We start from the raw sequence: 26,108 nt of genomic DNA, 5'->3' as shown, positions 1-26,108 counted from the left end.
GGATTTACAATGAGAAAGAACCTCCTTTCGACAGCAATCAAGGGTGCCCTTGGTCTGACTGCGGCGGCGGTATTGCTTCCTGCTATGCCTGCGTTCGCGCAGGACGAAGCAGCAGAAGCAGTCGAAGAAGTTGTAGTAACCGGTTCGCGTATTAAAAAAGCGGACTTCGTGTCCAACGCACCGGTATCCACGATCGGTGAAGAGCAGTTTTCCTTGACCGGTACCGTCAACACTGAGTCCCTGTTGAACACTCTGCCGCAGGTAATCCCAGGTCTCGACCGCACTTCCAACAACCCGGGTAACGGTACTGCCACTGTTGACCTGCGCGGCCTCGGCGCCAACCGTACGCTGGTACTGGTCAATGGCACTCGCATGGTTCCGACCACTGCAGGTGGCGTTGTAGATATCAACCAGATCCCTACCGCACTGATCAAGAACGTAGAAGTTCTGACAGGCGGTGCTTCTGCGGTATACGGTACCGATGCGGTTGCGGGCGTTGTGAACTTCATCCTCAAAGATGACTTCGAAGGTGTCTCCCTGAGCGCCAGCTCCGAAATGACTGGCGACAGCGACGCTGGCGTTGACAGCATCGACCTGACCATCGGCGGCAACTTCGCCGACGATCGTGGTAACGCCGTACTGAACATGGGCTATACCAGCCGTGAAGCTCTGTTCCAGGGCGACCGCGACTTCTCAACCTTCGCCCAGTTCGACTCCACGGATGCCAACGGCAACCCGATCCTGATTGACGGTGGTTCTTCCGGTATCCCGGGCACCTCCATCTTCTCTGGCGGCCTGGCAGGCTTCTCCCCGGACAGCCTCGGTGTGACCTTCGACCCGAATGGTGACATCCGCCAGTTCCGTACCGGCGAGACCAATGACTTTTACAACTATGCCCCGGTCAACTACATCCAGCTGCCGCAGGAACGCTACCAGTTCAACGCGCTGGGTCACTTTGACCTGACCGACAGCACCCAGGTCTACGGCCGCGCGATGTTCACTAACAGTGAAGTACCGCAGCAGCTTGCGCCGACCCCGATCTTCCAGACTGTGGACTTTACCCTGGACGGCAACCCGTTCCTGAGCCAGCAGGCACAGCAGGTACTGTCTGACGCGCTGGGCAGCGGTGTCGACACCGACATGAACGGCATCGACGACACTGCTACCGCGTTCGTTCGTCGTCGCCTGGAAGAAGTGGGCCCGCGTATTGCCAAGTCCGGCTTCAGCTCCTGGCAGATCAATGGCGGTATCCGCGGTGATATCGTCGATACCAACTGGACTTACGACGCCTATTACCAGAAGGGTCGCGTAACCATAACTGAAAACCAGTACGGTAACGTCAACCGTGACCGCTTCCAGCAGGCTCTGCTGCTGGATCTGGATGCCGACCCGAACGGTGGTGTTTGTGCTAACACCAGTTCTAACGGCGGCACCGTTGCCTGCTCCCCGATCAACATTTTCGGTGCCGGCAACATCTCCGAAGCCGGCGCAGCCTTCCTGCGTACTGCGGTTGCCTCCACTGCGATCTTCGACCAGGAAGTTGCAGCGATCAACCTGAGCGGCGACACTGAAGGCCTGATCGAACTGCCGGGCGGCGCTATCGGCCTGGCGGCCGGTTTTGAAACCCGTCGTGACACCTTTGCCTTTGATCCGTCCCAGGATCTGGCCGCTGGCACCATCGCCGGCTTTAACGGCGCCCCGGCCCTGGAAGGTGGTTACAGCGTGGACGAGTTCTACGTCGAAGCTTACCTGCCGATCCTTTCCGGCGCTCCGTTCGCAGAGCTGGTGGACATGGAAGTGGCCTTCCGCTCTTCTGACTTCAACACCGTTGGCTCTGTAGACAGCTACAAGGTTTCCGGCTCCTGGGCGCCGACTGAAATGGTCCGCTTCCGCGCCGGTTTCAACACCGCAGTTCGCGCACCGAACATTGGTGAGCTGTTCGCGCCGATCTCTGAAGGCTTCCCGGGCGCTACCGACCCGTGTGCGGGCAACTCCCCGGACCAGAGCCAGGCCGTTCGTGACCTGTGTATCGCCACCGGCGTACCGGCCAATGCCGTACACACCGCTGCGATCAACCCGGCTTCCGGTCAGGTGCGCGCACTTGGCGGCGGTAACCCGGACCTGATCGAAGAATCTGCAGAAACCATGACTGTTGGTCTGGTAGTAACCCCGATGGACAACCTGGACATCAGCGTTGACTACTTCGACATCGAAATCGAAGACGCGGTAGCGGCCTTCGGTGGCGGTGCCAACAACATTCTGGCGACCTGTTACGACCCGTCCGATGCTGCTGGTGGCGTGGGCTCTGCCTTCTGTAACGCAATCACCCGTCGCCCCGACGGTACCATCGAGTCTGTACTGACGGCTTCCCAGAACGTGGCCTCCATCACCCTGAAGGGTGTCGATGTAGCAACCAGCTACGACTTCGATCTCTTCGGTGGCCTGGCCAGCGTGAACTACCTGGGTACTTTCACCACCGAGAGCGACTTCCTGCCGTTCGACGGTGGCACCACTATCGAGTGTGCCGGCAACTTCGGCCTCGACTGTGGCGAGCCTGTGCCCGAGTACAAGCACCGCGCCGGCTTCCTGTGGAGCCAGGACAACCTGACCGCACAGGTTCTGTGGCGTTACGTTGGTGAAGTGAGCGATGACGACGAAGGTACTGACTACTTCATCGAGTCCATCGACGCCACCAACTACTTCGATGCAACCGTATCCTACGGTTTCATGGAAAACTACAAGGTGACCTTCGGTGTTGATAACCTTCTGGATGAAGAGCCGCCGATCCTCGGTGACAACCAGGAGCAGGCCAACACCTACCCAGCAACTTATGACGTGTTTGGTCGCACGTATTACCTGAGCCTGCGAGCTGATTTCTAAGGCTAAGGCATAAGTTTGCACCATAAAAAGGGTGGGCATTTGCCCACCCTTTTTTTTGAGGTTTACAAGGTAATGACTGATTCAGAAAACCAGTGGACCGAGTACTGGTCCAATGAAGGCGCAGGCGGTGAAGTGTTCGTCAACCGCCAGGGTGAGAAACACCCGAAGCTGAGAGAGTACTGGCAAGAGGCCCTCTCTGGGCTGCCTGAAGGAACCCGTATTCTGGATCTGGCTTGCGGAGCCGGATCCATTTACCGCGATATTGCTTCGGCCAGCAGCGGTTACAGGCTGGCCGCGGCCGACCTTTCCGAAAAAGCAACACAACAGCTGAAAGATCAAATGCCAGCTGTCGAAACCATTGTCTGCTCTGCCGACGATGTGCCGGAAGCCAGCGGAGCCTTCGACATGGTCGTCAGCCAGTTCGGCGTCGAATACGCCGGCCATGCAGGTCTGCAAGAAGCCATGCGACTGGTAGCAGCTTCGGGCCAGCTGCGCCTGCTCTGCCACATTGAAGATGGCTTTATTGACGACAGGAATCAGCGCGAGCTGGCCGGGCTGAAACTGATCAGGGATACCGGGTTTATCGACCACGCCATATCCGTGACCAGTGAAACCGCCTCCCGGAACGAAGCCAGCGCAAAAGCGGCTGTAGAGGCGTTCACCAGCATAGAACCCGAAGTTGCAGCCTTTGTTGCCAAAAACCCCCACGGCTTCCACTCACACCTGTATCAGGGTTTCAGGACTATGTTTTGCAACCGGCAGCGATACCGCACCAGTGATATCGTTGGCTGGCTGGAAGCCATGCGTGAAGAGCAGGCAAAAGCGGAAACACGCATTGGCGAAATCCGCGGGGCCACGCTTTCAAAAGATGATATCGATCAACTTCGTGCACGCCTCGAAGCGGAAAACTTTCGCGACATCAGCATCAGGGAGTTTACCCTGCCGGAGTACACACAGCCTGTAGCATGGGCAATTCATGCCACCAGACCATAGTGCAAATAAAATAACCAGTGTAAGTTGGAAGCGGTATTGATGAACAACCTGGACCAAGCCATCCGGAAGATTCAGTCCGGAGATATAGCCTCGGCACAGCAACTATTGGAGGTGCATCTCAAATCATCCCCATCCGACTTCAATGCCCTGCAACTGTTGGGATTGGTGAAGGTAAGACAGGGGGAACTTCAGGCTGCACAGGCACTGATGCAAAAATCGCTGGCCATACACGGCAAACAACCACACGTTATGAATAACCTGGCCAGCTGCGAGCGGCAACTGGGTAACAGCCCCTCTGCACTGAGTCTGTTTCGCCAGGCCATCGCACTAAAGCCGGACTACCTGGACCCTTACCTGGGTTTTATCAACGCAACAATGGAGGCCGATGACCTCCCGGCAGCCGATGCGATGCTCCACCAGGCCTTACAACGGTGGCCTTCAGAAGCGCGCCTCCTGCAGTACAAGGCACGCCTTGCCCAGGAACACGAACAGTATACCGATGCGATAGCAATCTACCGTTCGCTTGTCCTACGTAATCCCTCCTCTGCCAGCTACCGGCACAACCTTGCCATTGCACTGCGCCTTTCCGGAAAATCTCGTGACGCGCTAGCAATTTACCAGCAGCTGATGAATGAGGGCACCAGCAGCTTCCAGCTCTTCCACAATGCGGCAAATGCCCACGCTGACTGCGCTGAAAACGGCGAGGCGATAGAGCTCTATCAAGCAGCGATCAAATTGAACCCGACTTATGTCCCTGCCCACAAGAACCTGAATGACCTGTTGTGGGAAACCGGCAACCGCGAAGAGTTTCTCGCCTCCTATCGTGCCGCAATGCAGCAACACCCCTCCGATACCGCACTGCACTTTTCCTACGTTGATGCACTGATCTGTGTATCACTGTTCGACGAGGCCCTGGCTCACCTCAATCAGCTGGGCCGGTCCCACCCGCATTTTAACGAAGAGGCGGAGTACCTCAGCCTGTCCGGTCGCGCGCTGAGCGGGCGCGGTGACCTGCAGGGTGCAGCAGACATCCAGCAGCCGCTTGCCCGGCAGCAATCGGCCACACCGCAGCAGCTAACTGCATATGCCCGTAGCCTGATTGAGGCTGAGAGAGGCGCTGAAGCCGCAGAAATACTGGAACCCCTGGTATCGCGTTACCCGGACGACCAGATGGCGCTGGCTTATCTTGGCACCTGCTGGCGGCTCAATGGCAACAAAAAATACGACCGCCTCAATAATTATGGGGAGATGGTGCGGGAATTTATGCTCGAGCCCCCGGCCGGGTATGCCAGCATTGAAGCTTTCTGCTCGGAGCTGGAATCTTACCTTCTGACACTGCATGGCGGTGAGCATGAGCCCATCGATCAGACGCTGGTAAATGGCTCCCAGACCCGGGGCAACCTGTTTAATGACTCCAACCTGCTGATCCGGCATGTCCAGGGTCAGGCCAACCGGAGCATCAGCCAATACGTGGAGGAGACAGCGCCTCTACTCGAATCCGCCATCGGCTTTCGCGGTGCCCGGGAATGGCAGTTCTCCGGATCCTGGTCGGTAGTCTTGCGGGAACAGGGTTACCACGCGTCCCACATCCACCCGATGGGCTGGGTGAGCGCAGTCCTCTATGTTTCCTTACCGGATCTCGACGCCTGCGGAAGCCAGCAAGGCTGGCTCAAACTGGGACAGCCCAACCTGTCCGGGCCTATTACGGAGCGCTTGCCACCGCGGCGACACGTCAAACCACAGCGGGGCAAACTGGTTATTTTTCCATCCTACATGTGGCACGGCACCGAGCCTTTCGACGCACAGGCCCGTCGGATCACCATTGCTTTCGACGCCCGACGCACCCGGTAATACTGGCGCTCGGGGTTGCCATGGGAAAAATCTGCTCTAAATGGGCAAACCCTCAGATTACAATTTTTCTCTAAAAAGCCTCTTGCGAGCAGAGCTTACCCCCAGCTACTCAATCGTTTTCAGCCTATTATCCTGCCGACCAAAACCGAGGCGATCACTTTCCACTCACTACGTTCATTATTTAGACATTTTTAAGCGCCCTATTTGGGAAAACCTGACTTTTATGCAACAAAAAGTTGCGGGGTTCGGACGGACGTACGTCTTACATAGCGTTGGGACAGAGTCATTGCATGGGGGCAGTGGCTCTTAATCACCGCCAGGAAACTGGCAATCACAATAAATCCAACGATCTATTGAGGATTTACAATGAAGAAGAACCTGCTTTCTTCCGCAGTTAAGAGCGCCCTGGGCCTCACCGCTGCTGCCGTACTGCTCCCGAGCATGCCGGCTTTCGCGCAAGACAACACCGAAACCGTTGAAGAAGTAGTCGTAACCGGCTCCTTGATCAAGCGTGCTTCCAAATTCGACGAAGGCTCCCAGGTTGTAACCATGGACCGCGCGTCCATCGACGCAATCGGCAGCCTGATGATCGCAGACACCCTGCGTTCCTCTCCGCTGAACTCCCTGGGCTCTTTCAACGAGCGCTCCGGTAGCTCCGCACAGTCCAACGCAACTGTTAACCTGCGTGGTCTGGGCTCTGACCGTTCCCTGGTTCTGATCAACGGCCGTCGTATGCCGGGTTCCCCGAACCTGGGCGCAGCTTCCGTTAACCTGAACATGATTCCGATGGCAGCTGTAGAGCGCATGGAAATCATGGCTGACGGCGGCTCTGCTGTTTACGGTTCTGACGCCGTTGCTGGTGTTGTGAACATGGTAATGCGTGAAAACTTCGAAGGTTTCGAGTTCTCCTCCCGCCATGGTTCCCGCTCTGAAGATGACGGCATCGAAGAAGGCATGAGCTTCATCACCGGTATTACTGGTGACAAGGGCAACATCACTTTCGCTGCTGAGTGGAACCGTCGTGACGCGATCATGGACGCGGACCGTGAGTACACCGCAGCCTGGATCCGTGACAATGGTGACGGACGCCTGGACACCTACCTCGACACCGACGGCATCTCCTACTACGGCAAGACTATTGAGATCTGGGATCCGACCACTGGTTACTATGACCTGCAGGCTGCCGCAAACTGCCCGAGCGACAACGGCTTCATGGGCCCGATGGGCGCAGCTGCATTCGGAATGCCGGACGGCTCCCTGTGTACCTTCGCGTACGCTAACATCTCTGCCAACAAGGCCGAGCTGAACCGCGTAAACACTTACCTGAACGCGAACTACCAGATCACCGACGAGATCGAGTTCTACACCAACGCGATCTTCTCCAAGGTAGATTCCTTCGGCCGCTACGCTCCGCCGGCTGCTGCTTGGAACAACATGCCGGAAGACTACGCCGATGTTCCGTTTGATATCGACGCTCTGATTGCCAGCGGCGACATCTCTGTTGATGCAAACGGCAACCCGAACTACGAAGTAAACGGTTACTACCGCTGGACCAACATCGGCCCGCGCGACGGTCTGGTAACTGACACCCAGTACGACTTTGTTGCTGGTTTCAAGGGTGACGTTTCTGACACCGTAAGCTTCGACGTATACGCCTCCCACGGCCTGTACGAGTCCAAAGAGTTCGGTAACTACTACCTGAGCTACCCGGGCCTGGATTACGTGCTGGAAAATGGCATCGATCCGTTCTCCGAAGAAGGTGCTGGCGCAATGCGTGCAACCACCTCCCAGGACAACTACACCGCACTGACCAAAGTCTACGGTAACATGCAGTTTGAAGGCTCCGACCTGTTCGGCGCTGGCAACGCGATTTACCTGGTTGGCGGTGAAATGTTCAGCGTTGAGTACAACAACCAGTACGACTCCGCTTCTGAAGCTGGTCTGGTTGGCGGCAGCGCGGGCAACTCTTCCGGTGGTGAGCGTGACGTGAAGGCGGTCTTCGCTGAAGCGGTTATCCCGACCACCGAGCAGCTCGAGCTGAATGCATCTGTTCGTTACGATGACTACAGCGACTTCGGTAGCAACGTTTCCCCGGCTCTGTCCGCAACCTTCCTGGTTAACGAAGACATCACCCTGCGCTCCCGTGTAGGCAAGGGCTTCCGCGCTCCGTCCCTGTCTGAGCTGTACGGCCCGTCTTCTTTCTCCGCTGAAGACGCAACCGACCCGGTAACTGGCCTGAGCCGTCAGTGGGACACCTACTACAGCACCAACCAAGACCTGGATGCAGAGAAGTCCACTTCCTTCTCCTTCGGCGGTAACTGGCAGTTCGCTGACAGCTGGGACCTGGACGTAGGTTACTGGAGCGTAGAAGTTGACGATGTAATCGCTCAGCCGTCTACCCAGAGCCTGTTCTACGCCCTGGCTTCCGGCGTTAGCCTGGATCCGTCTTCCGGCATCTACCGTGTAGGTACTGGCGCCCAGACCGAGTTCTACTCCACCAGTGCAAACATCGGTGTACTGAACGTATCCGGCCTGGATGTGAAGCTGAACGGTAGTGTTGACACTTCCTTCGGTATGTTCACCCTGAACACTCTGGTTACCCACACCCTGTCCTATGAAGAAGACGCCTACTACAAAGGCCCTGTTCAGGACACTGTTGGCTTCAACATGACTCCTGACCTGAAAGCACAGGCAGTATTCGGTTGGTTCTACGACGCGCACAGCGTGAACCTGACCGTTGACTACATCGGCGAACACGACGAGTTCACCACTGTAGACGCCAACGGCAACCTGGTAGACAGCGGCAACATGCTGGAATCCTGGACCACCATGAACCTGTCTTACGGCTTCGATGCTGGTGACTGGGGCGCGATCAAAGTTGGTGCGCGCAACCTGACCAACGAAGAGCCGGTTCTGGACAAGGACGGCAAGTTCTCTCGTGACCACTACAACCTGTATGACAATACTGGTCGCGTGGTGTACGCAGAGTACAAGATCCAGTTCTAAGAAATCTGGACAAAATAGTCGGAGCCGGTGACGGCTCCCGACTACACTGGAGGGCCGGCTTTGCTGGCCCTTTTTTTATTTAAGTAAAACGTCTGGAGTCTCGAAGTGAGTCACGAGCACTGGAGCAAATTCTGGGAACAGGGCTACATCACGACTTTCGGAAGCAGCCTGAAAAACAACTACTCGGGAAGCTTAAAGTCATTCTGGCAGGAGCAATTCTCTCTGCTGGCTGATGGCTCGCGCATTCTCGACGTTGCCACAGGTAACGGTGCAATTGCTGTCCTTGCCGCAGACTACTCGCTGGAGCTCAGGAAAGGATTCTCAGTTTATGGGGCGGATGCATCCACAATATCTGCCGGTGTCACCGAGTCGAACTCCCCAGCGCGCAGCGCCGTTCAGTTTCTCAGTGAGACCCCGTGCGAAGAGCTGCCCTTCGAAGATGACTACTTTGCACTGGTAACAAGCCAGTATGGTGTGGAGTACAGCAACCTGGAGCGCTCAGCAAAAGAAATTTATCGGATTCTGAAACCGGGTGGTTCATTCCAGGCCGTCATTCATCATGCTGACTCAAACCTGCTAAAAAGCTCCCGTTCGGAGCTGGAAATCTACCGTTATGTATTGGATACAGCGCAGGTATATCCCGTGCTCAAAAAATACATCGAACATTATCAAGGTAAGGCTGACCAACTTCGGCAAGTTGGCGCCCAGCTGAATCATGGCATCAACAGCCTCAGACAACAGTTTGGCACCATGCCGCTGGCCCGGGAGGTACAGGCCGACATCTCAGCCCTTGCAAGAAAAATAAAGACCGGGGACTCAAAGACCCTTTTCATTGAAATCGACAGCAGGGCCGCCGAGCTTGTCGCTGCCCGGAGTCGTCTGCAGGATATGGTCGCGGCGGCAGTGTCCGACCCGGCCCAATTTGAAGGTATTTTCAGGGCAGCCGGTTTTGAGGGTGTAACCATGTCAGAGCTGAATAATGAGCAGGGCCTTATTGGCTGGCTACTTGGCGCAAAAGTTCCATCTAAACGAGACGATCAATAATCTGCGACAACTGGCGTAATTCGGCGTTCCTTTCCGGTGAATTACCTCCTCTGACAATCGGCTAACAACTACTATTTTGATACTTGCGCCCCCCCCCTAATTCGGGTCGGCTGCCCGATAGCGCACACTGTAGTTCCGTACCAATTGCGAGGAGACTAACCCATCATGCCGGTACTCGATCACCGCACCGATTGGGATCACTACTGGCGTGGCCTTGCCGCAAGCGGTGGCCAACCACCTCAGAGCGGCGTGTCGGATCCTGCCCTGGCAAGATTCTGGGCACAGCAAATTGCCGCAACTCCATCGACTAGCAGCGCCACACCGGTTTGGGCCGATATCTGTTGCGGGGACGACTCCCCGCTGTTGCAACACGCCGCGCCGCCCTCTCTCAAGCCCGACCTGGTTTTGATCGACTATTCCGGGTTTGCATTAAAAAAGCTGAAGCACAACCAACTCCACGCCCACTGCGTTCAGGCCAGCGCGCACCAACTACCTCTGCCGGAAAACAGCTGCGACCTGATCATCAGCCAGTTCGGGATTGAGTACGCGGGTAAAGATACTTTGCCCCTGGTTGCAATGGCGCTGAAGCCCAGCGGCAAACTGGTAGCACTGATGCACAAGGCCGACGGGCTGATTTACCAGGAAAGCCAGCAGAGCCTTGCGGCGATCCTCGCGCTGTTGCAGGGCAGCTGCCTTAGACAAGCTCGGAAGGCATTTGAGTACGGCTTCAAGAGTCTGTCCGGCGGCAACCGCGCGCTGGTGAAGAAAGCCAATAAAACCATGGCACCAGCTATCGAAGAGCTGAAAAGCATTCTTGCAAAGCAGGGCCCCCATGCTGCCGGTGGCTTGCTGCAGCAGGTTGCGCGGGATATGGCGTATATGTTCCAGCGCATACCCAACTATGACCCTGCAAGTATCTTCAACTGGTTCGACGGGCTGAAGCTGGAGCTCAAGTCATTTGCCGGGCGTAACCGCTCGATGATGACGGCGGCCCTCGATGAGCAAGACCTCACATTGCTGGACGACCTCTTGCCTGGCGATTTTTCATACAGCTTCGAACCATTCCTGTTCACAGAGCACAACGAAGCCGCAGCCTGGCAGGTCGAAATCGAACGGACCACCGACCGCGCGTAACAGAAATTGGAACCAGCCTCTCGCACGGGTTTTACGTGGGCAGCAGACACCACAAGTGGTATCGTATGTGGGTATTTCATTGCGGTGTCATCAAATGGGAACCCCCTTCAAATTCAAAGGCAGTCTTGTCCCCCTGACGATTCTCGAGCTTCAGGAATTTGAGCCGCACACCCTCGCCACGGAACTGCAGAAGTCGACCGCGAAAAATGCCGCATTCCTGGCGCAAGCGCCGGTAGTGGTGAGCCTCGAGCACGCCAGCGATGTCGACGGCATCGACCTCGAAGGCCTCCTAAACGCCTGCCGTGAACACGGTATTCGACCGATCGGCGTAAAAGCGCCGGACGCCCTTGCCTCTGCAATCAGCGACGCACAGCTTGCGCATGTTCATCTCGGCAAGCACCGTCCTGCCGGCGAGCATGACTCCGGCGCGAAGAAAACTGAAGAAGCACCAGAATCCCAACAGGGCAGCACCATGGTTGTGGACAAGCCGGTGCGCTCCGGCCAGCAAATCTACGCCCGCGATGCAGACCTGATCGTAACCGCCTCGGTAAGCCCGGGAGCCGAAATAATCGCCGATGGCAATATCCATGTTTACGGCCGCCTGGCCGGAAGGGCCATTGCCGGCGCCAGCGGCAATCAGGACGCACGTATTTTCTGTCGCGCACTGCTGGCTGAACTGATTTCCATCGCCGGCTGCTACAAGCTGAGCGATGACTTCCCCAAACGCTTCTGGGGTAATAGTATTCAGGTATCACTGGAAGATGATGCCTTGCGTATCCAAAAATTATAATTTTTGCAGGAATTCAAAATTGGCCAAGATAGTTGTTGTTACGTCTGGTAAAGGGGGCGTCGGCAAGACCACCTCCAGCGCCGCCATTGGTACCGGCCTTGCGATGAAAGGCTTCAAGACCGTTCTGATCGACTTTGACGTGGGCCTGCGCAACCTGGACCTGATCATGGGTTGTGAACGCCGCGTTGTTTACGATTTCATCAACGTGATCAATGGTGAAGCCAACCTGAAGCAGGCCCTGATCAAGGACAAGCGCTTCGACAACCTGTATATCCTGCCGGCGTCCCAGACCCGCGACAAGGACGCCCTCACCCAGGAAGGCGTGCAGAAGGTACTGGACGAGCTCAAGCAGGATTTCGATTACATCCTCTGTGACTCCCCTGCCGGTATTGAACAGGGCGCGCAGATGGCGCTCTACTATGCCGACGAGGCTATTGTGGTAACCAACCCGGAGATCGCCTCCGTACGCGATTCCGACCGTATCCTGGGCGTCCTGCAGAGCAAGTCACTGAAAGCAGAACAGGGAGAGAGCGTCAAAGAGCACCTGCTGCTGACCCGCTACAACCCTGAGCGGGTCGAGAACGGCGATATGCTGACGGTCGAGGATGTAGAAGAGATCCTGGCGGTACCGCTGCTGGGTGTGATCCCGGAATCCGAGTCAGTGTTGAATGCTTCCAACCGCGGTATCCCCGTTGTTATGGACGAAGACAGCACTGCCGGCATGGCTTACATGGATGCAATCGAGCGCTTCCTCGGGGAAAAGGTCGAGTACCGTTTCCTGGAAGCCGAGAAAAAAGGATTTTTCAAGCGGGTATTCGGGGGCTGATACGTGGGCATCATTGACTATTTTCGCAACGAAAAGCCAGGCAGCGCTTCGGTCGCGCGTGACCGCCTGAAACTCATCGTTGCGCACGAACGCAAAAGCCGCAACCAGCCCGACTACCTGCCGCAGATGCAGCGCGAGCTGGTGGAGGTGATCCGCAAGTATGTTTCAGTCGACGTGGACCAGGTCCAGGTAGACCTGCAGGATGGCGACGTTTCCGTACTGGAGCTGACGGTTACCCTTCCTGAGTAACATAAAGTAGCGGGCGCATTGCGCCCGCTACTTTCTCAACTATCGGACATACAATGGAGGCCCTGCGTCTCCACCCAGCAAACGGCCCCGTCCGGACAAATTTCATCCGGCGCAATCGGGTCACTGCCCGCCGGGCAACGGGTTGAGCGCTCGCCGGTACACCACTGCCCATCATCGGTCTGGTAACAGGCATTGTCCCCACTGAAGCACTCCGCCGCCGAGCTGACCACGGTATCGCCGTTGTAGCAGACCCGCGGGAACTCCGGCCGCTCTTCCGCCGGCAGACCACTGAGGTCGTAGTAAAAGTCATTCCAGCCGGACTCCTGTGGACGCTCGCCATTGATCGGCGTGTACATGCTACAGGCGCCAAGGAACAGGGCTCCGGCAGTTGCCAGGACTGCAAGACGAAGCCGCGCGACGAATCTGGATAGCGAACCGGTGAATGGTTTCATCCCCTTCCCCTATTTGTTTTGTACCCGAGAAAGAGTGTAGTTGTTATTTCACGCGCCACGGGTGGATTGCGTGAAAATCCACCCGGGCTTGCAAAACGGGAATCAGTCGTCGTAATACATGCACATTTTGCCGCTGCGCTTGAAGCAGCGCGCGCCCTCGGGGCAACTCGAACCCGGTGCCAGTTCCTCTGAATCCGCCGGACAGGCATCACTGATATAGGTCGGCTTGGGCGGAGACGTAGTGGCCGAGGTATCCGGGTTGCTGGAAACCGGCGGCTGCGGCGTATTCATTTCGGAGGTGGCCGGCTCTGCGTCGGGATTCGGCGGCGGGTTTGGTACCGGTGCGGGTGCCGGCGGACGAGGTATCGGTTCACTGACCGGCTGCACCACCGGCTCCTGATAAGTCCCCATGCCGCACCCTGCCAGCAGACTGGCCGCCAGCAGCGCGGCGAAAATGCCCCTGATCCCCATTGCACAATCCTCCCTGACTGATACGGATAGTGTAGACATCAGGCCGGAAGGGGGATTCGACGGGATCAAAAATGAATACGGGCGCCCCGGTACGGGGCGCCCGCTGGCCAGACTCGCTTAGAGCAGCAGCTGGCGGATGTCGCCCAGAACGGCGACCAGATAGGTCATGAAGCGCCCCGCGTCACCGCCATTGATGGCGCGGTGATCATAGGACAGGGCCAGCGGCAGCATCTGGCGAGGCTCAAACTCCTTGCCGTTCCAGACTGGCTGCATGCTCAGCTTGGACACACCGAGGATACCCACTTCCGGGGTATTCACGATCGGCGTGAAGCCCTTACCGCCCATGGCACCGAGGCTGGAGATGGTGAAGCATGCGCCCTGCATATCGCGTGGTTGCAGCTTGCCATCACGGGCCTTCTTCGCCATTTCGGCGCTTTCCGCCGCCAGTTCCCACAGGCCTTTCTTGTCCACGTCGCGGATAACCGGAACCATCAGGCCGTTCGGGGTATCCACTGCCATACCGATGTGGACGTAGTCCTTGTGCACTATGTGCTCACCATCCGCATGCAGGGACACATTGAAGCTCGGCTCGCGGCGCAGCGCTGCGGCCGCCGCCTTGAGCAGGAACGGTACCGGGGTCAGCTTGGTGCCGCGCTTCTCGCCTTCGGCCTTCATGGACTTGCGGAAGGATTCCAGCTCGGTGATATCGGCATCGTCGAACTGGGTCACGTGCGGCACGTTGAGCCAGGCACGGGACATGTTGGCCGCGGTGATCTTCTTGATCTTGCTCATCGGCTCGAGTTCGACCGGGCCCCACTGGCTGAAGTCGATCTCCGGCACCTTCGGCAGGCCGGCACCAACCGCCGCACCGGTTTCCGCCTTCTTCACCTGCTCGCGAATGTACAGGTGCAGGTCGTCCTTGGTGACACGACCGCGCGGGCCGCTCGGCTTGACCCGGTTCAGGGTCACGCCCAGCTCACGCGCCAGCTTGCGCACGGCCGGGCCGGCGTAGACTTCTGCAGCCGGGGTGTGGCCACGCTCAACACTGTGGTCACGCGCGGGCGTTTGCGGTGTCTCGGACGGGGCCGGCGCCGCAGGTGCGGGTGCAGGCTCTGCCTTGGCCGGCGCAGGCGCCGCTGCCGCAGGAGCAGGCGCGGCCGCTGGTGCGGCTTCACCGGCAACAACAGATAGCACCATCATGGCATCGCCGGCAGAAACCTTGTCGCCTTCCTTGACCGCCAGGGAAACGATCTTGCCAGCTTTCGGCGCCGGCACATCCATGGAGGCTTTGTCCGTTTCCAGGACCACAATGGAGTCGCCTTCCGCAACTTCATCGCCAGGCTGTACGCAAACCTCGATCACGTCGACATTGTCGGCACCGCCGAGGTCCGGGAACACCACGTTTTCCTCTACCGGGGCACCGCTTGCGGCCGGCGCGGCAGCAGGTTCCGCTGCAGCCGGCTCTTGGGCCGGTGCGGCGGGCTCTTCTTTGGCTGGCGCAGCTTCCTCAGGTGCTTCTGCAGCTGCGGCGCCAGTCTCGATCTCGGCAATCACGGCGCCTTCGGAGACCTTGTCACCCTCGGCAACGGTCAGCTTGACGATCTTGCCGCCCACCGGTGCCGGGATATCCATGGAGGCCTTGTCGCCCTCCACCACGATCAGACCGTCCTCGGCCTCGACGGTATCGCCGACGGCAACGGAAAGCTCGATTACATCTACCTGGTCGGCGCCGCCGAGATCAGGCACCTTAATGACTTCAATGGCCATAAACGTGTCTCTCCTTAGCAGAACCGCGGGTTGAGTTTTTCAGGATCAACGCCAAGGCGCTTGATCGCTTCAGTGACCTCGGCAGGCTTGATCTTGCCCTGGCTGGCAAGGCCGGCCAGCGCTGCCACCGCAACGTAGTTGCGATCCACTTCGAAGAAGCGGCGCAGGCTTGCGCGGGTGTCACTGCGGCCAAAGCCGTCGGTACCCAGCACGGTGAGATCGCCGTCGATGAAGTTGCGCAGCGGGTCAACGTAAGAACGCATGTAGTCAGTAGAGGCCACTACCGGCGACTCGTTGCCGGCAAACTGCTCCTCGATCCAGGACTTGCGCGGGGTCTCTTCCGGGTGCAGCATATTCCAGCGCGCTACATCGCCCGCTTCACGACCGGCTTCAACCGCGGAGGTGAGGCTCCAGATGTCGGAAGCCACATCGAATTCCTTCTCCAGGATTTCTGCTGCGGCGATCACTTCACGCAGGATGGCACCGCCACCAATCAGCTGTACATGCTTCTTGGCCTTCGGCTTGGCGGCTTTCAGCTTGTAGATACCGCGAACGATACCCTCTTCCACGCCCTTGGGCATTTCAGGCTGAACGTAGTTCTCGTTCTCTACGGTGACGTAGTAGAAGCAGTTTTCCTTGTCCTCGTACATGCGCTTGAGGCCGTGCTGCATGATCACAGCCAGCTCGTAGCCGTATGCCGGGTCGTACGGATGACAGTTCGGAATAGTGGATGCCAGCAGGTGACTGTGGCCATCCTGGTGCTGCAGGCCCTCACCGTTGAGGGTGGTACGGCCGGCGGTGGCGCCAATCAGGAAACCGCGCGCCTGCATATCACCGGCGGCCCAGGCCAGGTCACCGATACGCTGGAAGCCGAACATCGAGTAGTAGATGTAGAACGGCACCATCGGCACGTTGTAGTTGCTGTAGGCAGTCGCCAGAGCCATCCAGGCAGACATTGCACCGGCCTCGTTGATCCCTTCCTCGAGGATCTGGCCTTTCTTGTCTTCCTTGTAGTACATGATCTCGCCGTGATCTTCCGGCGTGTACTTCTGGCCCTGGGAGGAGTAGATGCCGAGCTGGCGGAACATACCTTCCATACCGAAGGTACGCGCTTCATCCGGCACAATAGGCACGACATTCTTGCCCATCTTCTTGTCTTTCACCAGCACAGACAGCGCACGCACAAACGCCATGGTGGTGGACTGCTCGCGCTCACCGGAGCCCTTGGTCAGGGCACTGAAGGCGTCGAGGCCGGGGATTTCCAGTGCCGGGAAGTTGGTCTTGCGCGACGGTACGAAGCCATACAGCTGCTCGCGACGCTCGCGCATGTATTTCATTTCCGGGCTGTCCGGGCTCGGGCGGTAGTAAGGAACCTCTTCCAGCTCCTTGTCCGTTAGCGGAATCGCGAAACGGTCGCGGAAGCCTTTCAGGCTCTCCAGGTCCAGCTTCTTGACGGAGTGGGTGTCGTTGGCCGCTTCGCCGGCAGCACCCAGGCCGTAGCCTTTTACGGTCTGTGCCAGGATCACGGTCGGCTGGCCCTTGTGCTCCATCGCCGCTGCGTAGGCCGCGTACACCTTGTACGGGTCGTGGCCGCCGCGGTTCAGGGCAAAGATCTCGTCATCGGTCATGTCCTTGACCAGCTCTGCCGTCTCCGGGTATTTGCCGAAGAAGTGCTCGCGGGTATAGGCGCCACCGTTGGCCTTGTAATTCTGCAGTTCGCCGTCGCAGACTTCGTCCATGCGCTTCTGCAGCATGCCGGAGGTATCTTTCTCCAGCAGGGCGTCCCAATGGCGGCCCCACAGCACCTTGATCACGTTCCAGCCGGCACCGCGGAATACACCTTCCAGCTCCTGCACGATCTTGCCGTTGCCGCGCACCGGGCCGTCCAGGCGCTGCAGGTTGCAGTTGACCACGAAGATAAGGTTTTCCAGGCCCTCGCGACCGGCGAGGGAAATCGCGCCGAGGGATTCCGGCTCGTCACACTCACCGTCACCGAGGAACGCCCAGACCTTGCGGTTGCCGCGCGGCGACAGGTCGCGGGCGGACATGTAGCGCATGATGTGCGCCTGGTAGATGGCCTGGATCGGGCCCAGGCCCATGGATACGGTCGGGAACTGCCAGTAATCCGGCATCAGCCACGGGTGCGGGTAGGAGGACAGGCCATTGCCGCCAACTTCGCGGCGGTAGTTGTCCAGCTTCTCCTCGTCGAGGCGGCCTTCCAGGTAGGAACGCGCATAGATGCCCGGAGAGCTGTGACCCTGGAAGAACACCAGGTCGCCGTTCTCCTCGCCGTCATTGCCGCGGAAGAAATAGTTGAAGGCAACGTCGTACAGCGTGGCTGCCGAGGAGAAAGAAGAAATGTGGCCACCGATGCCATCGGCATTCTGGTTGGCCCGCACCACCATCGCCAGTGCGTTCCAGCGGATCAGGGAGCGAATACGGCGTTCCATGAACAGGTCGCCCGGCATGCGCTTTTCCGCATTCACTGGAATCGTGTTGCGGTACGGGGTGGTGATTGCCGCCGGCAAACTGACGCCTGCGTCCGTCGCCCGGTCTGAAAGTGCCTTGATCAGCTCCGTCGCCCTTTCCTTGCCGCTGTGGCGAATGACGGACTGGAGGGCGTCGAGCCACTCCTGCATTTCGAGGTTATCTATATCGTCGTGCATCAAATGCTCCTCGGAGAGAAATACGGCGTTGGGCGACAGGAGATATGGGCGGGGTAGCAAATAACGGAGAAAAGTATAGGGCAGCATCCCCCAACTCCAGACCGGGCTGCCACCTAAGGCGCCCTATCCACCCCGATATACAGGGTGTCCGAAGTTTCCGGATGTACCCGCGTAAAGCTGTGCTCCCCCCAAAATGAGCAGCTCCCATCCCCACAACGCGGAACGGTGGCAGATTGTAGTATTACTACAAATTATTTTCTAGTTAGGATGCGTATTGAGCCACAGCCATAATTTGGAGAAATCTATTTCGTTTCAAGCGAAACTTTCGGACTATCCATCACTGGCCGATGTCGCTGGGTTACAGGCCGAAATACGCCTTGCACGACCGTGCCAACCATAAATTTTCGTTATGGGTCAGGCCTTTTCCAGCGCCTCGACTTTCTTCGCGGTGGGCCAGGCATTGATGATGGCCTTGATCAGGGTGGCCAGCGGGATGGCAAAAAAGACCCCCCAGAAGCCCCAGATGCCGCCAAACACCAGCACCGCCATAATGATTGCGACCGGATGCAGGTTGACCGCCTCCGAGAACAGCAGCGGCACCAGCACATTGCCGTCCAGCACCTGGATAACGCCGTACGCCACCATCAGGGTGAGAAACTCGCCACTCCAGCCCCACTGGAACAGGCCAATCGCGGCCACCGGAATGGTCACCACCGCGGCGCCAATGTAGGGGATCAGTACACTGAGGCCCACGGCGACCGCCAGCAGCAGGGCATAATTGACCCCAAGCGCCATAAAAGTCACAAGACTGACCGCGGTCACGATCAGGATCTCCACCACCTTGCCGCGGACATAGTTGGCCACCTGCTGGTTCATCTCGCCCCAGATCTGGCTCAGCATGGGCCGGTCCTTGGGCAGGAAGCCGCGAAACCAGTCGAGGATCTTGCGTGAATCCTTGAGGAAGAAGAACACCAGGATCGGCACCACCACCGCATAAATCAGCACGGCAGCCAGTACGGGCAGGTTGGTTAGGGAAAACGTCAGGATCGACTGACCAAAGGAACCCAGTTCTGCGCCGATCATATCCACCATGTCATCCACCTGCTTGGCGGTCACCAGGGTCGGATATTTCTCCGGCAGCAGCATCAGGTATTCCTGTCCCTGCGCCAGCATATTGGGGATTTCGTTGAACAGGCGCACCAGCTGGCGCCAGATGATTGGCATGATAAAGAACAGCAGCGTCACGATGGTGCCGACCAACACCAGGCAGGCGATAGTCACGGACAGCCAGTTGGGCACGCGCCAGCTGTTGAGGCGGTCCACCATACCCTGCAGCAGGAAAGCGATCACGATCGCGGCCAGCGCCGGCGCCAGTACATCGCCAAGGGTTGCCAGCAGCAACAGCCCCAACAGCAGCAACGCGACCAGCAGCACGGCCTCTTCACGACCGAAGTGCCTGTCGACCCAATTCCTGACAATGGCTAACATCGTATGCCTTTTCACTGCCCCAAAACCCCGTATCAGACGCCTGCTTTTTCAAGCAGGTATTCATATTCACCGCCCCGCTCCCGCGCAGACAGCAGGCGGTTGCCACTCAATTCGGCAAAACTGTGAAAATCGCGCCAGGACCCCGGATCCGTCGCCAGTACATGCACCCGTTCACCCGGCTGCAGCCCGGCCAGCGCCCGCCGCATTTGCAGCAGCGGCATCGGGCAGGCGAGCCCGCGGGCATCAACTTCCAGAGTGCGGATAGGTTGCATCGTTTTTGCCTGCCGGGGGATCCTGCCTGGCCCGGCGAACAACGCCCGGCGTGATTTTGACCCAAGTATACCGGCCGGTCGACCAGCGCGACAGAACCTTTTCCCGCTGCCGGGTTCTAACAGAAAGTCAGTCCGGCAAGGCAGACAAACGCAGGCCGAGCGTGTAAAAAGAAGGGGAACCCAGAAAAAATGAAGTGCCGCGATTCCAGCGCGAAACGGATTCAGGTGCCGCATTGCAAAGCAAGGTTGAATAAATGAGCAGTATCACCGGCAAGCCCCGTCGCTCCGGGCTGATTACCAGCGTCCTCAGTGGCGTGTGCGCATTGCTACTGACCACTGCGTCAGTAAGCACCAGTTACGCCCAGGACATCAAGCTGCCCGCCCTTGGCGATGCCAGCAGCGGCCTGGTTTCCCCCGCCCGGGAGAAGATGCTCGGCCAGATGTGGCTGCGCATGTTTCGCAGCCAGGTGCCCACCAGCAACGATGCTCTGCTGCAGGACTACGTCGAACGCACCATGGCTGAACTGGCCCAGCACAGCCCACTGGCAGACAAGAAGCTCGATATCGTGGTGGTGGAAAACCCCACCATGAATGCGTTTGCCGTACCCGGCGGCGTTGTCGGGGTCCATACCGGGCTGTTCCTGTTCGCCGAAGATGAGCACCAGTTTGCCTCGGTCCTCACCCACGAACTCGCGCACCTCAGCCAGCGCCACTACGCCCGCGCGCTGGAAGCGCAGAAAAATTCTACCCTGCCCACCCTCGCCGGCATGCTGGCCAGCCTTGTACTGGCAGCCACGGCCGGCGGTGATGCCGGCCTAGCGGCCATGACCGCAACCCAGGCCGCGGCACTGGACAATCGCCTGCGTTTCAGCCGCCAGAATGAGCAGGAAGCAGACCGGGTCGGTATCGAAACCCTGGCCAAGGCGGGCAAGGATCCGCGTGCCGCCGGGGAGATGTTCGAGCAGATGCTCAAAGCCACGCGTTACTATCGCCGGCCGCCGGAATTCCTGCTGACCCACCCGGTGACAGAATCCCGTATTGCCGATGCGAAATTGCGCGCGAACCGCATGGACACTGCGCACCATTACCCTGAGGACCGGGAATACCAGCTAATGCGCGCCCGTATTCGTGTTGCCGCTGAAAAAACCCCGCAGCAGGCCATCAAACGTTTCCAGGCGGAGCTGCAGGGGGTGACGGTTTCCGAAGAGGCCGCGCGCTATGGTCTGGCCCTGGCCCAGGCCAAGGCCCGCAGGGCGGACGACGCGGAGGAGACCCTCGCGCCGCTGCTGGAAAAAGAGCCCTATTACGTACCCTTCGTGCTGGCTCAGGCGGAAATTGACGCCGTGCGCGAAGACTTTATCGGCGCAATTGAAAGGATCCAGGAAACCCTCAAGCTCAATCCCGGCAACTACCCGCTGACCATGGGCCTTGCCAACACCCACTTCAAGGCGGGCAACTACCTGGCTGCGGAGCGCATCCTCGAACGGCAGAGCCGTGTGCGCAAGAAAGACCCTGCCATCTGGTACCTGCTGGCGGAAACCCATGGCCTGGCCGGTGATATCGTCGGTGTGCACGAGGCACGCGCCGAGTACTACATCCTCAACGGCGTTTTTGACAAGGCCCAGCAACACCTGCGTCACGGCCTGCGCCTCGCGCAGAACGATTACCAGACCCACGCCATCCTGCAGCAGCGCCTCAAGGATGTGATGGCCATGCAGCAGGATGCCAAAGAGCTTTAAATAGCGCTTTGACCAGATAAAAAATAACCCCGGCATGCCGGGGTTATTTTTTTAATCCAGTGGTTTTCTGAAATCGAGCATCCGTTGCAACGGCTTCATGGCCCGCTTGCCCAGCTCCGGGTCGACAAAGATTTCATGACCCTCGGCTCCGCCCGGCTCCAGCACCGCGCACAGGTTTTCCAGCGCATTCATCGCCATCCACGGGCAATTGGCGCAGCTGCGGCAGGTTGCACCGGCACCGGCGGTCGGCGCCACGATGAATTCCTTGTCCGGACACAGTTGCTGCATCTTGTAAAAGATGCCCTGGTCTGTGGCCACGATAAATTGCTTGTTCGGGCTGTTCTTGGCTGCGTTGATCAGCTGCGAGGTGGAACCGACCACATCAGCCAGTTCCACCACCGCCACCGGAGATTCCGGGTGTACCAGCACCAGCGCCTCCGGGTACAGCGCCTTGAGATCCGCCACACCCTTGGCCTTGAACTCCTCGTGCACGATACAGGAACCGTCCCAAAGCAGGACGTCTGCGCCCGTTTCACGCTGCACATAGCCGCCGAGGTGCTTGTCCGGCGCCCACAGGATTTTCTCGCCCTGACTGTCTAGATGGTCCACCACATCGAGCGCAATACTGGAGGTCACAACCCAGTCTGCACGCGCCTTCACGGCAGCCGAGGTATTGGCGTAAACCACCACAGTACGATCCGGGTGCGCGTCACAGAATGCGGAGAATTCGTCGATCGGGCAGCCGATATCCAGGGAACAGGTAGCCTCCAGAGTCGGCATCAGCACGCGCTTGTCCGGGGTGAGGATCTTGGCGGTCTCCCCCATGAACTTTACGCCCGCGACGATCAGGGTCTCGGCTTTGTGCTGCGCGCCAAAGCGGGCCATTTCCAGAGAGTCGGAAACGCAGCCACCAGTCTCCTCGGCCAGGGACTGGATCAGCGGGTCCGTGTAGTAATGTGCTACGAGAACCGCATTCTGCTGCTCCAGCAACTGCTTGATGCGATTCTTCCACGCCAGCAGCTGCTCCTCGGAGTGCTCGTGATGCTCGCGCTCCGCCAGGAATGCACGCACCAGCGCGCGGTCCACCGCGTCGGTGGTGGCGCTGGATACCTGCCCGGTTTCCACAATTTTTTCAGACATAACTGCTACCCGTCCGTATGTGCGTCCGACCTGCCCCGCCTTGATTGGTACTGAGGGGCCTCGTTTGGTCGCGCATTATACCGGAAACACCCTCTTTGCATTCTAGTGTGACCTTGGGTTCGGTTTGGAGGGAGGCGCGATTGGCCGAACTAGAGAGTTCGAATCCAGCAGGCGCACATACAAAAAAACCACCCGGAGGGTGGTTTTCTTTGTATGGTGGGTCGTGCTGGATTCGAACCAGCGACCAATTGGTTAAAAGCCAACTGCTCTACCAACTGAGCTAACGACCCGGTAGAGATTTTGTGATGTTTTCCACCACTGGGACCCGCAACGCGAATGCCCGAAATATGGTGGGTCGTGCTGGATTCGAACCAGCGACCAATTGGTTAAAAGCCAACTGCTCTACCAACTGAGCTAACGACCCTGAACGAGGCGCATATAGTACGGATCTAAATTCAAAACACAAGTGCTTTAATCCGTTTTTTTCAATGAATCTAAGGGGTTACGTTCGCCTTGTATTTTTGACGCCGCCCCCGAATTTACCCCTGCCTTCAAGCGTAGACGGTTGGATCCGCCAGGCCGGCCTGGGCAAAGCCTTCCGCGCGCAGACGACAGCTGTCGCAACGGCCGCAAGCCGCGCCGGCCTCATCGGCCTGGTAGCAGGACACGGTGAGGGCGTAGTCTACGCCAAGCTCCGTACCCCGCTCGACGATCTCGGCCTTGGTCATATCCATTAGTGGCGCGCGAATCGACAGCTTATTACCCTCCACGCCCGCTTTGGTAGCAAGGTTGGCCATACGTTCGAACGCGTCGATGTATGCGGGACGGCAGTCCGGATAGCCGGAATAGTCCACCGCATTGACCCCCACAAAGATATCCTGTGCGCCCAGCACCTCGGCCCAGCCCAGCGCGATGGACAGGAAAACCGTGTTGCGTGCCGGCACATAGGTCACCGGGATACCCTGGGTTTCCTCCTCGGGGACGTCGATAGCGTCATCTGTGAGCGCGGAGCCGCCGATGGTGCGCAGATCCAGTTTCACAACCTTGTGCGCTGCGGCTCCGTGTGCTGCACTGACCCGCTCTGAGGCCAGCAGTTCAGCGCGGTGACGCTGGCCGTAATCAAAGCTGAGGGTATAGCACTCAAAACCCTCATCCCTGGCCATTGCCAGCGCCGTGGCGGAATCCAGCCCGCCCGATAAAAGTACAACCGCCTTCCTAGACACCCGGTTTGTCTCCCCAAAGTAACTTGTGCAACTGGACCTGCATGCGTACCGGCAGGCCGTCAGCCAGTATCCATTCCGCCAGGTCTTTCGGCGCCACCTGCTCGTAGGACGGCGAAAACAGTACTTCGCCCGCCCGCTCCGTCAACTGGTGCTGGTCCAGGGTAAAGCGGGCCCACTCGTAATCCTCGCGGCTGCAGATCACGAACTTGACCTGGTCGCGTGCATTCAGCAGCGGAATATTCTCCATGCGGTTACGGGCAACCTCGCCGGAGCCCGGCGTCTTCAGGTCCATCACCCGCGACACACGCGCGTCTACCTGGCCCAGGGGCATGGCGCCACTGGTCTCCAGTGACACCTGATAACCGGCGTCGCACAACGCTGTCAGCAGATGCAGGCAGTTTGGCTGCGCCAGCGGCTCGCCACCGGACACGCATACGTGGCGCGCCGGGTACTTGCCCACCTCTTCGAGAATCCGGGCGAGGGACAGCTTGTCGCCGCCGTAGAACGCATACTCGGAATCGCAGTATACGCAGCGCAGTGGACAGCCGGTCAAGCGTACGAAGGTTGTCGGTATGCCCGCCTCCCTCGCCTCCCCCTGCAGGGAGTAGAAGATCTCGGTGATCCGCAGTGTCTCTGTCGTCAGGTCAGTCATATAGATGGTATAGCAGCTGGGTCAGTCGGGATTTGCTCACCCCGGAATGCAAAACGCCCGGGGGAGGCAACTCCACCGGGCGCGAGATACTAGAGCTTTCCGACTGATTACGCCAGTCCGGTTTGCCTTTAGAGGTTGTCCTGCAGGTACTTTTTCGCCAGCAGGGACGCGCGCACATTGGCATCGGCAACGGCCTGCAGATACTGGCGGGCCTTGTCCTTATCGCCAAGCTGGTGGTACACGGTACCCAGCTTGTAGCGACCATCCCAGGCCTTGCTGGACGACGGAAACTCATCGACCAGTACCGCAAACCATTTGCGGGCCTCTTCCAGATCGCCCTCGACCAGCGCAATCTCACCGAGCCAGTAGTTGGCATTCGGTGCAAACTGGCCACTGGGGAAATCCTGCAGGAACTGCTTGAAGGAATCCGTGGCCTGCAGGTAATCGCCACTGCGGGCAAGCTTGAAGCTCGCCTGGTAACGCTCACGCTCATCGCCGGCATTGGCTGCCGGCTGTTGTGGCTGCGGGCGAACCTGTGCCGGCGGCGTTACCGGCTGAACGCTGGCAGAACCACCAGCAGCCGGGGCAGCGGCCCCATCGGGCGCAGACCTGGGGGCCTCGCCCGACAGACGCGCGATGCGGCGGTCCAGATCCATATAATCGTCGAGGCGCTGCTGCTTCAGGCGCTTCACCTCATGCGCCAGCTCCTCCACCATACCGCGCAGCTGCAGCACTTCCTGCTGCAATACCTGCATCTGGTAATAGGCTTCACCATTGGCGGCAGCCTGAGGTTGGGGCTGGGGATCGCTTTGCCGGGGCGTTACCCGGGCAACAGCGACACGTGACTGCGCAGCATCGCCTGAGATCTCTACGATCGGCGCCTGCGCGGAAACCTGGGAAACCGCAGCCATAAAGGCTGCGGCCAGAGTAGTACGAATAACCATCCGGGGATTAGTTAAGTACTACGCGACGGTTCTGGGAACGAGCAGATTCGTCGCTGCCGAGAACGGCCGGCTGCTCTTCACCGTAGCTGATCACTTCCAGGCTGGACGCATCAACGCCCTGCATGATCAGGAAGTCGCGAACCGCGTTAGCACGACGCTCGCCCAGGGCCAGGTTGTACTCACGGGTACCTTCTTCAGAAGCGTGACCTTCCAGACGCAGAGCGGAAGGGTTGGCCTTCAGCTGCTCAGCGTGCTGAACCAGCAGGGAGCGAACTTCAGGACGCAGCAGCGACTTGTCGAAGTCGAAGTAGATTACGTTTTCCAGGCTTACAACTTCCTGCTCTACCGGAGTAGTAACTTCCGGGGTCACAGTACTGCCAGCATTCAGCGCAGACTCGCTGGTATTCTGGGTGTCAGTAGAAGAACAACCGGCAAGTACGGCTACCAGTGCAGCCAGGCCCACCCCATTTTTAACAGATTTCAACATGAGCAACTCCTGCTAGTGAGTAAGAAATCCGCGG

General features: G+C 58.6%; 21 protein-coding genes and 2 tRNA genes. 10 read left to right on the top strand and 13 right to left on the bottom strand.

The annotated features are described in order from the left end of the window. The first annotated feature begins 9 nt into the window (after positions 1-9). The 9 genes from QSJ80_RS08010 to minE all read left to right on the top strand — a co-directional run bounded on the left by QSJ80_RS08010 (position 10) and on the right by minE (position 12,773). Complete coding sequence (locus tag QSJ80_RS08010; RefSeq protein WP_285763910.1) at positions 10-2,880, top strand: TonB-dependent receptor domain-containing protein; 2,871 nt, start codon at positions 10-12, stop codon at positions 2,878-2,880. A gap of 72 nt (positions 2,881-2,952) precedes the next feature. Further along, the gene (locus QSJ80_RS08005; RefSeq protein ID WP_285763909.1) at positions 2,953-3,873 is read left to right on the top strand and encodes a class I SAM-dependent methyltransferase; all 921 of its coding nucleotides are present in this window, start codon (positions 2,953-2,955) and stop codon (positions 3,871-3,873) included. Positions 3,874-3,912: 39 nt separating this feature from the next. Then, entirely contained in the window at positions 3,913-5,724 is a 1,812-nt protein-coding gene (locus QSJ80_RS08000; RefSeq protein WP_285763908.1) for a putative 2OG-Fe(II) oxygenase, read from the top strand. A gap of 366 nt (positions 5,725-6,090) precedes the next feature. Next, entirely contained in the window at positions 6,091-8,730 is a 2,640-nt protein-coding gene (locus tag QSJ80_RS07995) for a TonB-dependent receptor domain-containing protein (RefSeq protein ID WP_285763907.1), read from the top strand. Positions 8,731-8,835: 105 nt separating this feature from the next. Further along, complete coding sequence (locus QSJ80_RS07990; RefSeq protein ID WP_285763906.1) at positions 8,836-9,774, top strand: class I SAM-dependent methyltransferase; 939 nt, start codon at positions 8,836-8,838, stop codon at positions 9,772-9,774. Between the two features lie 165 nt (positions 9,775-9,939). Beyond that, positions 9,940-10,908 (top strand): class I SAM-dependent methyltransferase, encoded by a 969-nt coding sequence (locus QSJ80_RS07985; RefSeq protein ID WP_285763905.1) that lies wholly within the window; start codon positions 9,940-9,942, stop codon positions 10,906-10,908. 94 nt (positions 10,909-11,002) lie between these two features. After that, positions 11,003-11,698 carry a septum site-determining protein MinC gene (gene minC, locus QSJ80_RS07980; RefSeq protein ID WP_285763904.1) on the top strand — a complete coding sequence of 232 codons (696 nt, stop codon included), beginning with the start codon at positions 11,003-11,005 and terminating at the stop codon, positions 11,696-11,698. 19 nt (positions 11,699-11,717) lie between these two features. Continuing rightward, positions 11,718-12,524, top strand: coding sequence for a septum site-determining protein MinD (gene minD / locus QSJ80_RS07975; RefSeq protein WP_285763903.1), 807 nt, complete (start codon positions 11,718-11,720; stop codon positions 12,522-12,524). 3 nt (positions 12,525-12,527) lie between these two features. After that, positions 12,528-12,773, top strand: a complete 246-nt coding sequence (gene minE, locus QSJ80_RS07970; protein WP_285763902.1) for a cell division topological specificity factor MinE — start codon at positions 12,528-12,530, stop codon at positions 12,771-12,773. A 35-nt stretch (positions 12,774-12,808) separates the two neighbouring features. Here minE and QSJ80_RS07965 read toward each other — a convergent pair whose 3' ends face one another. From QSJ80_RS07965 to QSJ80_RS07940, 6 genes are all read right to left on the bottom strand, one after another. After that, positions 12,809-13,225, bottom strand: a complete 417-nt coding sequence (locus QSJ80_RS07965) for a hypothetical protein (RefSeq protein ID WP_285763901.1) — start codon at positions 13,223-13,225, stop codon at positions 12,809-12,811. Positions 13,226-13,327: 102 nt separating this feature from the next. Further along, a complete protein-coding gene (locus tag QSJ80_RS07960; RefSeq protein ID WP_285763900.1) occupies positions 13,328-13,696 on the bottom strand; it encodes a hypothetical protein in 369 nt (122 codons plus the stop codon). Between the two features lie 117 nt (positions 13,697-13,813). After that, positions 13,814-15,463, bottom strand: a complete 1,650-nt coding sequence (gene aceF, locus QSJ80_RS07955; RefSeq protein ID WP_285763899.1) for a dihydrolipoyllysine-residue acetyltransferase — start codon at positions 15,461-15,463, stop codon at positions 13,814-13,816. Between the two features lie 14 nt (positions 15,464-15,477). Next, positions 15,478-18,129, bottom strand: coding sequence for a pyruvate dehydrogenase (acetyl-transferring), homodimeric type (aceE, locus tag QSJ80_RS07950; protein ID WP_285763898.1), 2,652 nt, complete (start codon positions 18,127-18,129; stop codon positions 15,478-15,480). Positions 18,130-18,543: 414 nt separating this feature from the next. Then, on the bottom strand, positions 18,544-19,617 hold the full coding sequence (locus QSJ80_RS07945) for an AI-2E family transporter (protein WP_285763897.1): 1,074 nt from the start codon (positions 19,615-19,617) through the stop codon (positions 18,544-18,546). A gap of 32 nt (positions 19,618-19,649) precedes the next feature. Next, positions 19,650-19,889: a sulfurtransferase TusA family protein gene (locus QSJ80_RS07940; protein WP_285763896.1), complete on the bottom strand. Its 240-nt coding sequence runs from the start codon at positions 19,887-19,889 to the stop codon at positions 19,650-19,652. A gap of 254 nt (positions 19,890-20,143) precedes the next feature. Here QSJ80_RS07940 and QSJ80_RS07935 point away from each other — a divergent pair, with 254 nt between their 5' ends. Continuing rightward, on the top strand, positions 20,144-21,628 hold the full coding sequence (locus QSJ80_RS07935) for a M48 family metalloprotease (protein ID WP_285763895.1): 1,485 nt from the start codon (positions 20,144-20,146) through the stop codon (positions 21,626-21,628). A 51-nt stretch (positions 21,629-21,679) separates the two neighbouring features. Here QSJ80_RS07935 and nadA read toward each other — a convergent pair whose 3' ends face one another. The 7 genes from nadA to QSJ80_RS07900 all read right to left on the bottom strand — a co-directional run bounded on the left by nadA (position 21,680) and on the right by QSJ80_RS07900 (position 26,074). Then, positions 21,680-22,768, bottom strand: a complete 1,089-nt coding sequence (gene nadA, locus QSJ80_RS07930; protein ID WP_285763894.1) for a quinolinate synthase NadA — start codon at positions 22,766-22,768, stop codon at positions 21,680-21,682. 214 nt (positions 22,769-22,982) lie between these two features. Then, positions 22,983-23,058: transfer RNA gene (locus tag QSJ80_RS07925), tRNA-Lys, on the bottom strand. Positions 23,059-23,116: 58 nt separating this feature from the next. Then, a tRNA-Lys gene (locus tag QSJ80_RS07920) sits at positions 23,117-23,192 on the bottom strand. Between the two features lie 127 nt (positions 23,193-23,319). Then, positions 23,320-23,991 carry a 7-cyano-7-deazaguanine synthase QueC gene (queC, locus tag QSJ80_RS07915; protein WP_285763893.1) on the bottom strand — a complete coding sequence of 224 codons (672 nt, stop codon included), beginning with the start codon at positions 23,989-23,991 and terminating at the stop codon, positions 23,320-23,322. Further along, positions 23,984-24,643: a 7-carboxy-7-deazaguanine synthase QueE gene (gene queE, locus QSJ80_RS07910; RefSeq protein ID WP_285763892.1), complete on the bottom strand. Its 660-nt coding sequence runs from the start codon at positions 24,641-24,643 to the stop codon at positions 23,984-23,986. Before queE ends, queC begins: the two co-directional genes overlap by 8 nt. 128 nt (positions 24,644-24,771) lie before the next feature. Continuing rightward, entirely contained in the window at positions 24,772-25,587 is an 816-nt protein-coding gene (gene ybgF, locus QSJ80_RS07905; RefSeq protein ID WP_285763891.1) for a tol-pal system protein YbgF, read from the bottom strand. Positions 25,588-25,594: 7 nt separating this feature from the next. Continuing rightward, complete coding sequence (locus QSJ80_RS07900; RefSeq protein WP_285763890.1) at positions 25,595-26,074, bottom strand: OmpA family protein; 480 nt, start codon at positions 26,072-26,074, stop codon at positions 25,595-25,597. Positions 26,075-26,108: the final 34 nt, after the last annotated feature.

It is taken from the genome of Biformimicrobium ophioploci (assembly GCF_030270605.1).
In the GTDB taxonomy this organism is placed as follows: Bacteria; Pseudomonadota; Gammaproteobacteria; order Pseudomonadales; family Cellvibrionaceae; genus Biformimicrobium; species Biformimicrobium ophioploci.
The sequence above is the reverse complement of the archived record's forward strand: the minus strand, read 5'-3'. Positions and strand labels throughout refer to the sequence as shown.

Coding starts and splice junctions, on each gene's coding strand:
- QSJ80_RS08010 (WP_285763910.1), top strand. CDS start 10: ATGAGAAAGAACCTCCTTTCGACAGCAATCAAGGGTGCCCTTGGTCTG.
- QSJ80_RS08005 (WP_285763909.1), top strand. CDS start 2,953: ATGACTGATTCAGAAAACCAGTGGACCGAGTACTGGTCCAATGAAGGC.
- QSJ80_RS08000 (WP_285763908.1), top strand. CDS start 3,913: ATGAACAACCTGGACCAAGCCATCCGGAAGATTCAGTCCGGAGATATA.
- QSJ80_RS07995 (WP_285763907.1), top strand. CDS start 6,091: ATGAAGAAGAACCTGCTTTCTTCCGCAGTTAAGAGCGCCCTGGGCCTC.
- QSJ80_RS07985 (WP_285763905.1), top strand. CDS start 9,940: ATGCCGGTACTCGATCACCGCACCGATTGGGATCACTACTGGCGTGGC.
- minC (WP_285763904.1), top strand. CDS start 11,003: ATGGGAACCCCCTTCAAATTCAAAGGCAGTCTTGTCCCCCTGACGATT.
- QSJ80_RS07965 (WP_285763901.1), bottom strand. CDS start 13,225: ATGAAACCATTCACCGGTTCGCTATCCAGATTCGTCGCGCGGCTTCGT.
- QSJ80_RS07960 (WP_285763900.1), bottom strand. CDS start 13,696: ATGGGGATCAGGGGCATTTTCGCCGCGCTGCTGGCGGCCAGTCTGCTG.
- aceF (WP_285763899.1), bottom strand. CDS start 15,463: ATGGCCATTGAAGTCATTAAGGTGCCTGATCTCGGCGGCGCCGACCAG.
- aceE (WP_285763898.1), bottom strand. CDS start 18,129: ATGCACGACGATATAGATAACCTCGAAATGCAGGAGTGGCTCGACGCC.
- QSJ80_RS07945 (WP_285763897.1), bottom strand. CDS start 19,617: ATGTTAGCCATTGTCAGGAATTGGGTCGACAGGCACTTCGGTCGTGAA.
- QSJ80_RS07940 (WP_285763896.1), bottom strand. CDS start 19,889: ATGCAACCTATCCGCACTCTGGAAGTTGATGCCCGCGGGCTCGCCTGC.
- QSJ80_RS07935 (WP_285763895.1), top strand. CDS start 20,144: ATGAGCAGTATCACCGGCAAGCCCCGTCGCTCCGGGCTGATTACCAGC.
- nadA (WP_285763894.1), bottom strand. CDS start 22,768: ATGTCTGAAAAAATTGTGGAAACCGGGCAGGTATCCAGCGCCACCACC.
- queE (WP_285763892.1), bottom strand. CDS start 24,643: ATGACTGACCTGACGACAGAGACACTGCGGATCACCGAGATCTTCTAC.
- ybgF (WP_285763891.1), bottom strand. CDS start 25,587: ATGGTTATTCGTACTACTCTGGCCGCAGCCTTTATGGCTGCGGTTTCC.
- QSJ80_RS07900 (WP_285763890.1), bottom strand. CDS start 26,074: ATGTTGAAATCTGTTAAAAATGGGGTGGGCCTGGCTGCACTGGTAGCC.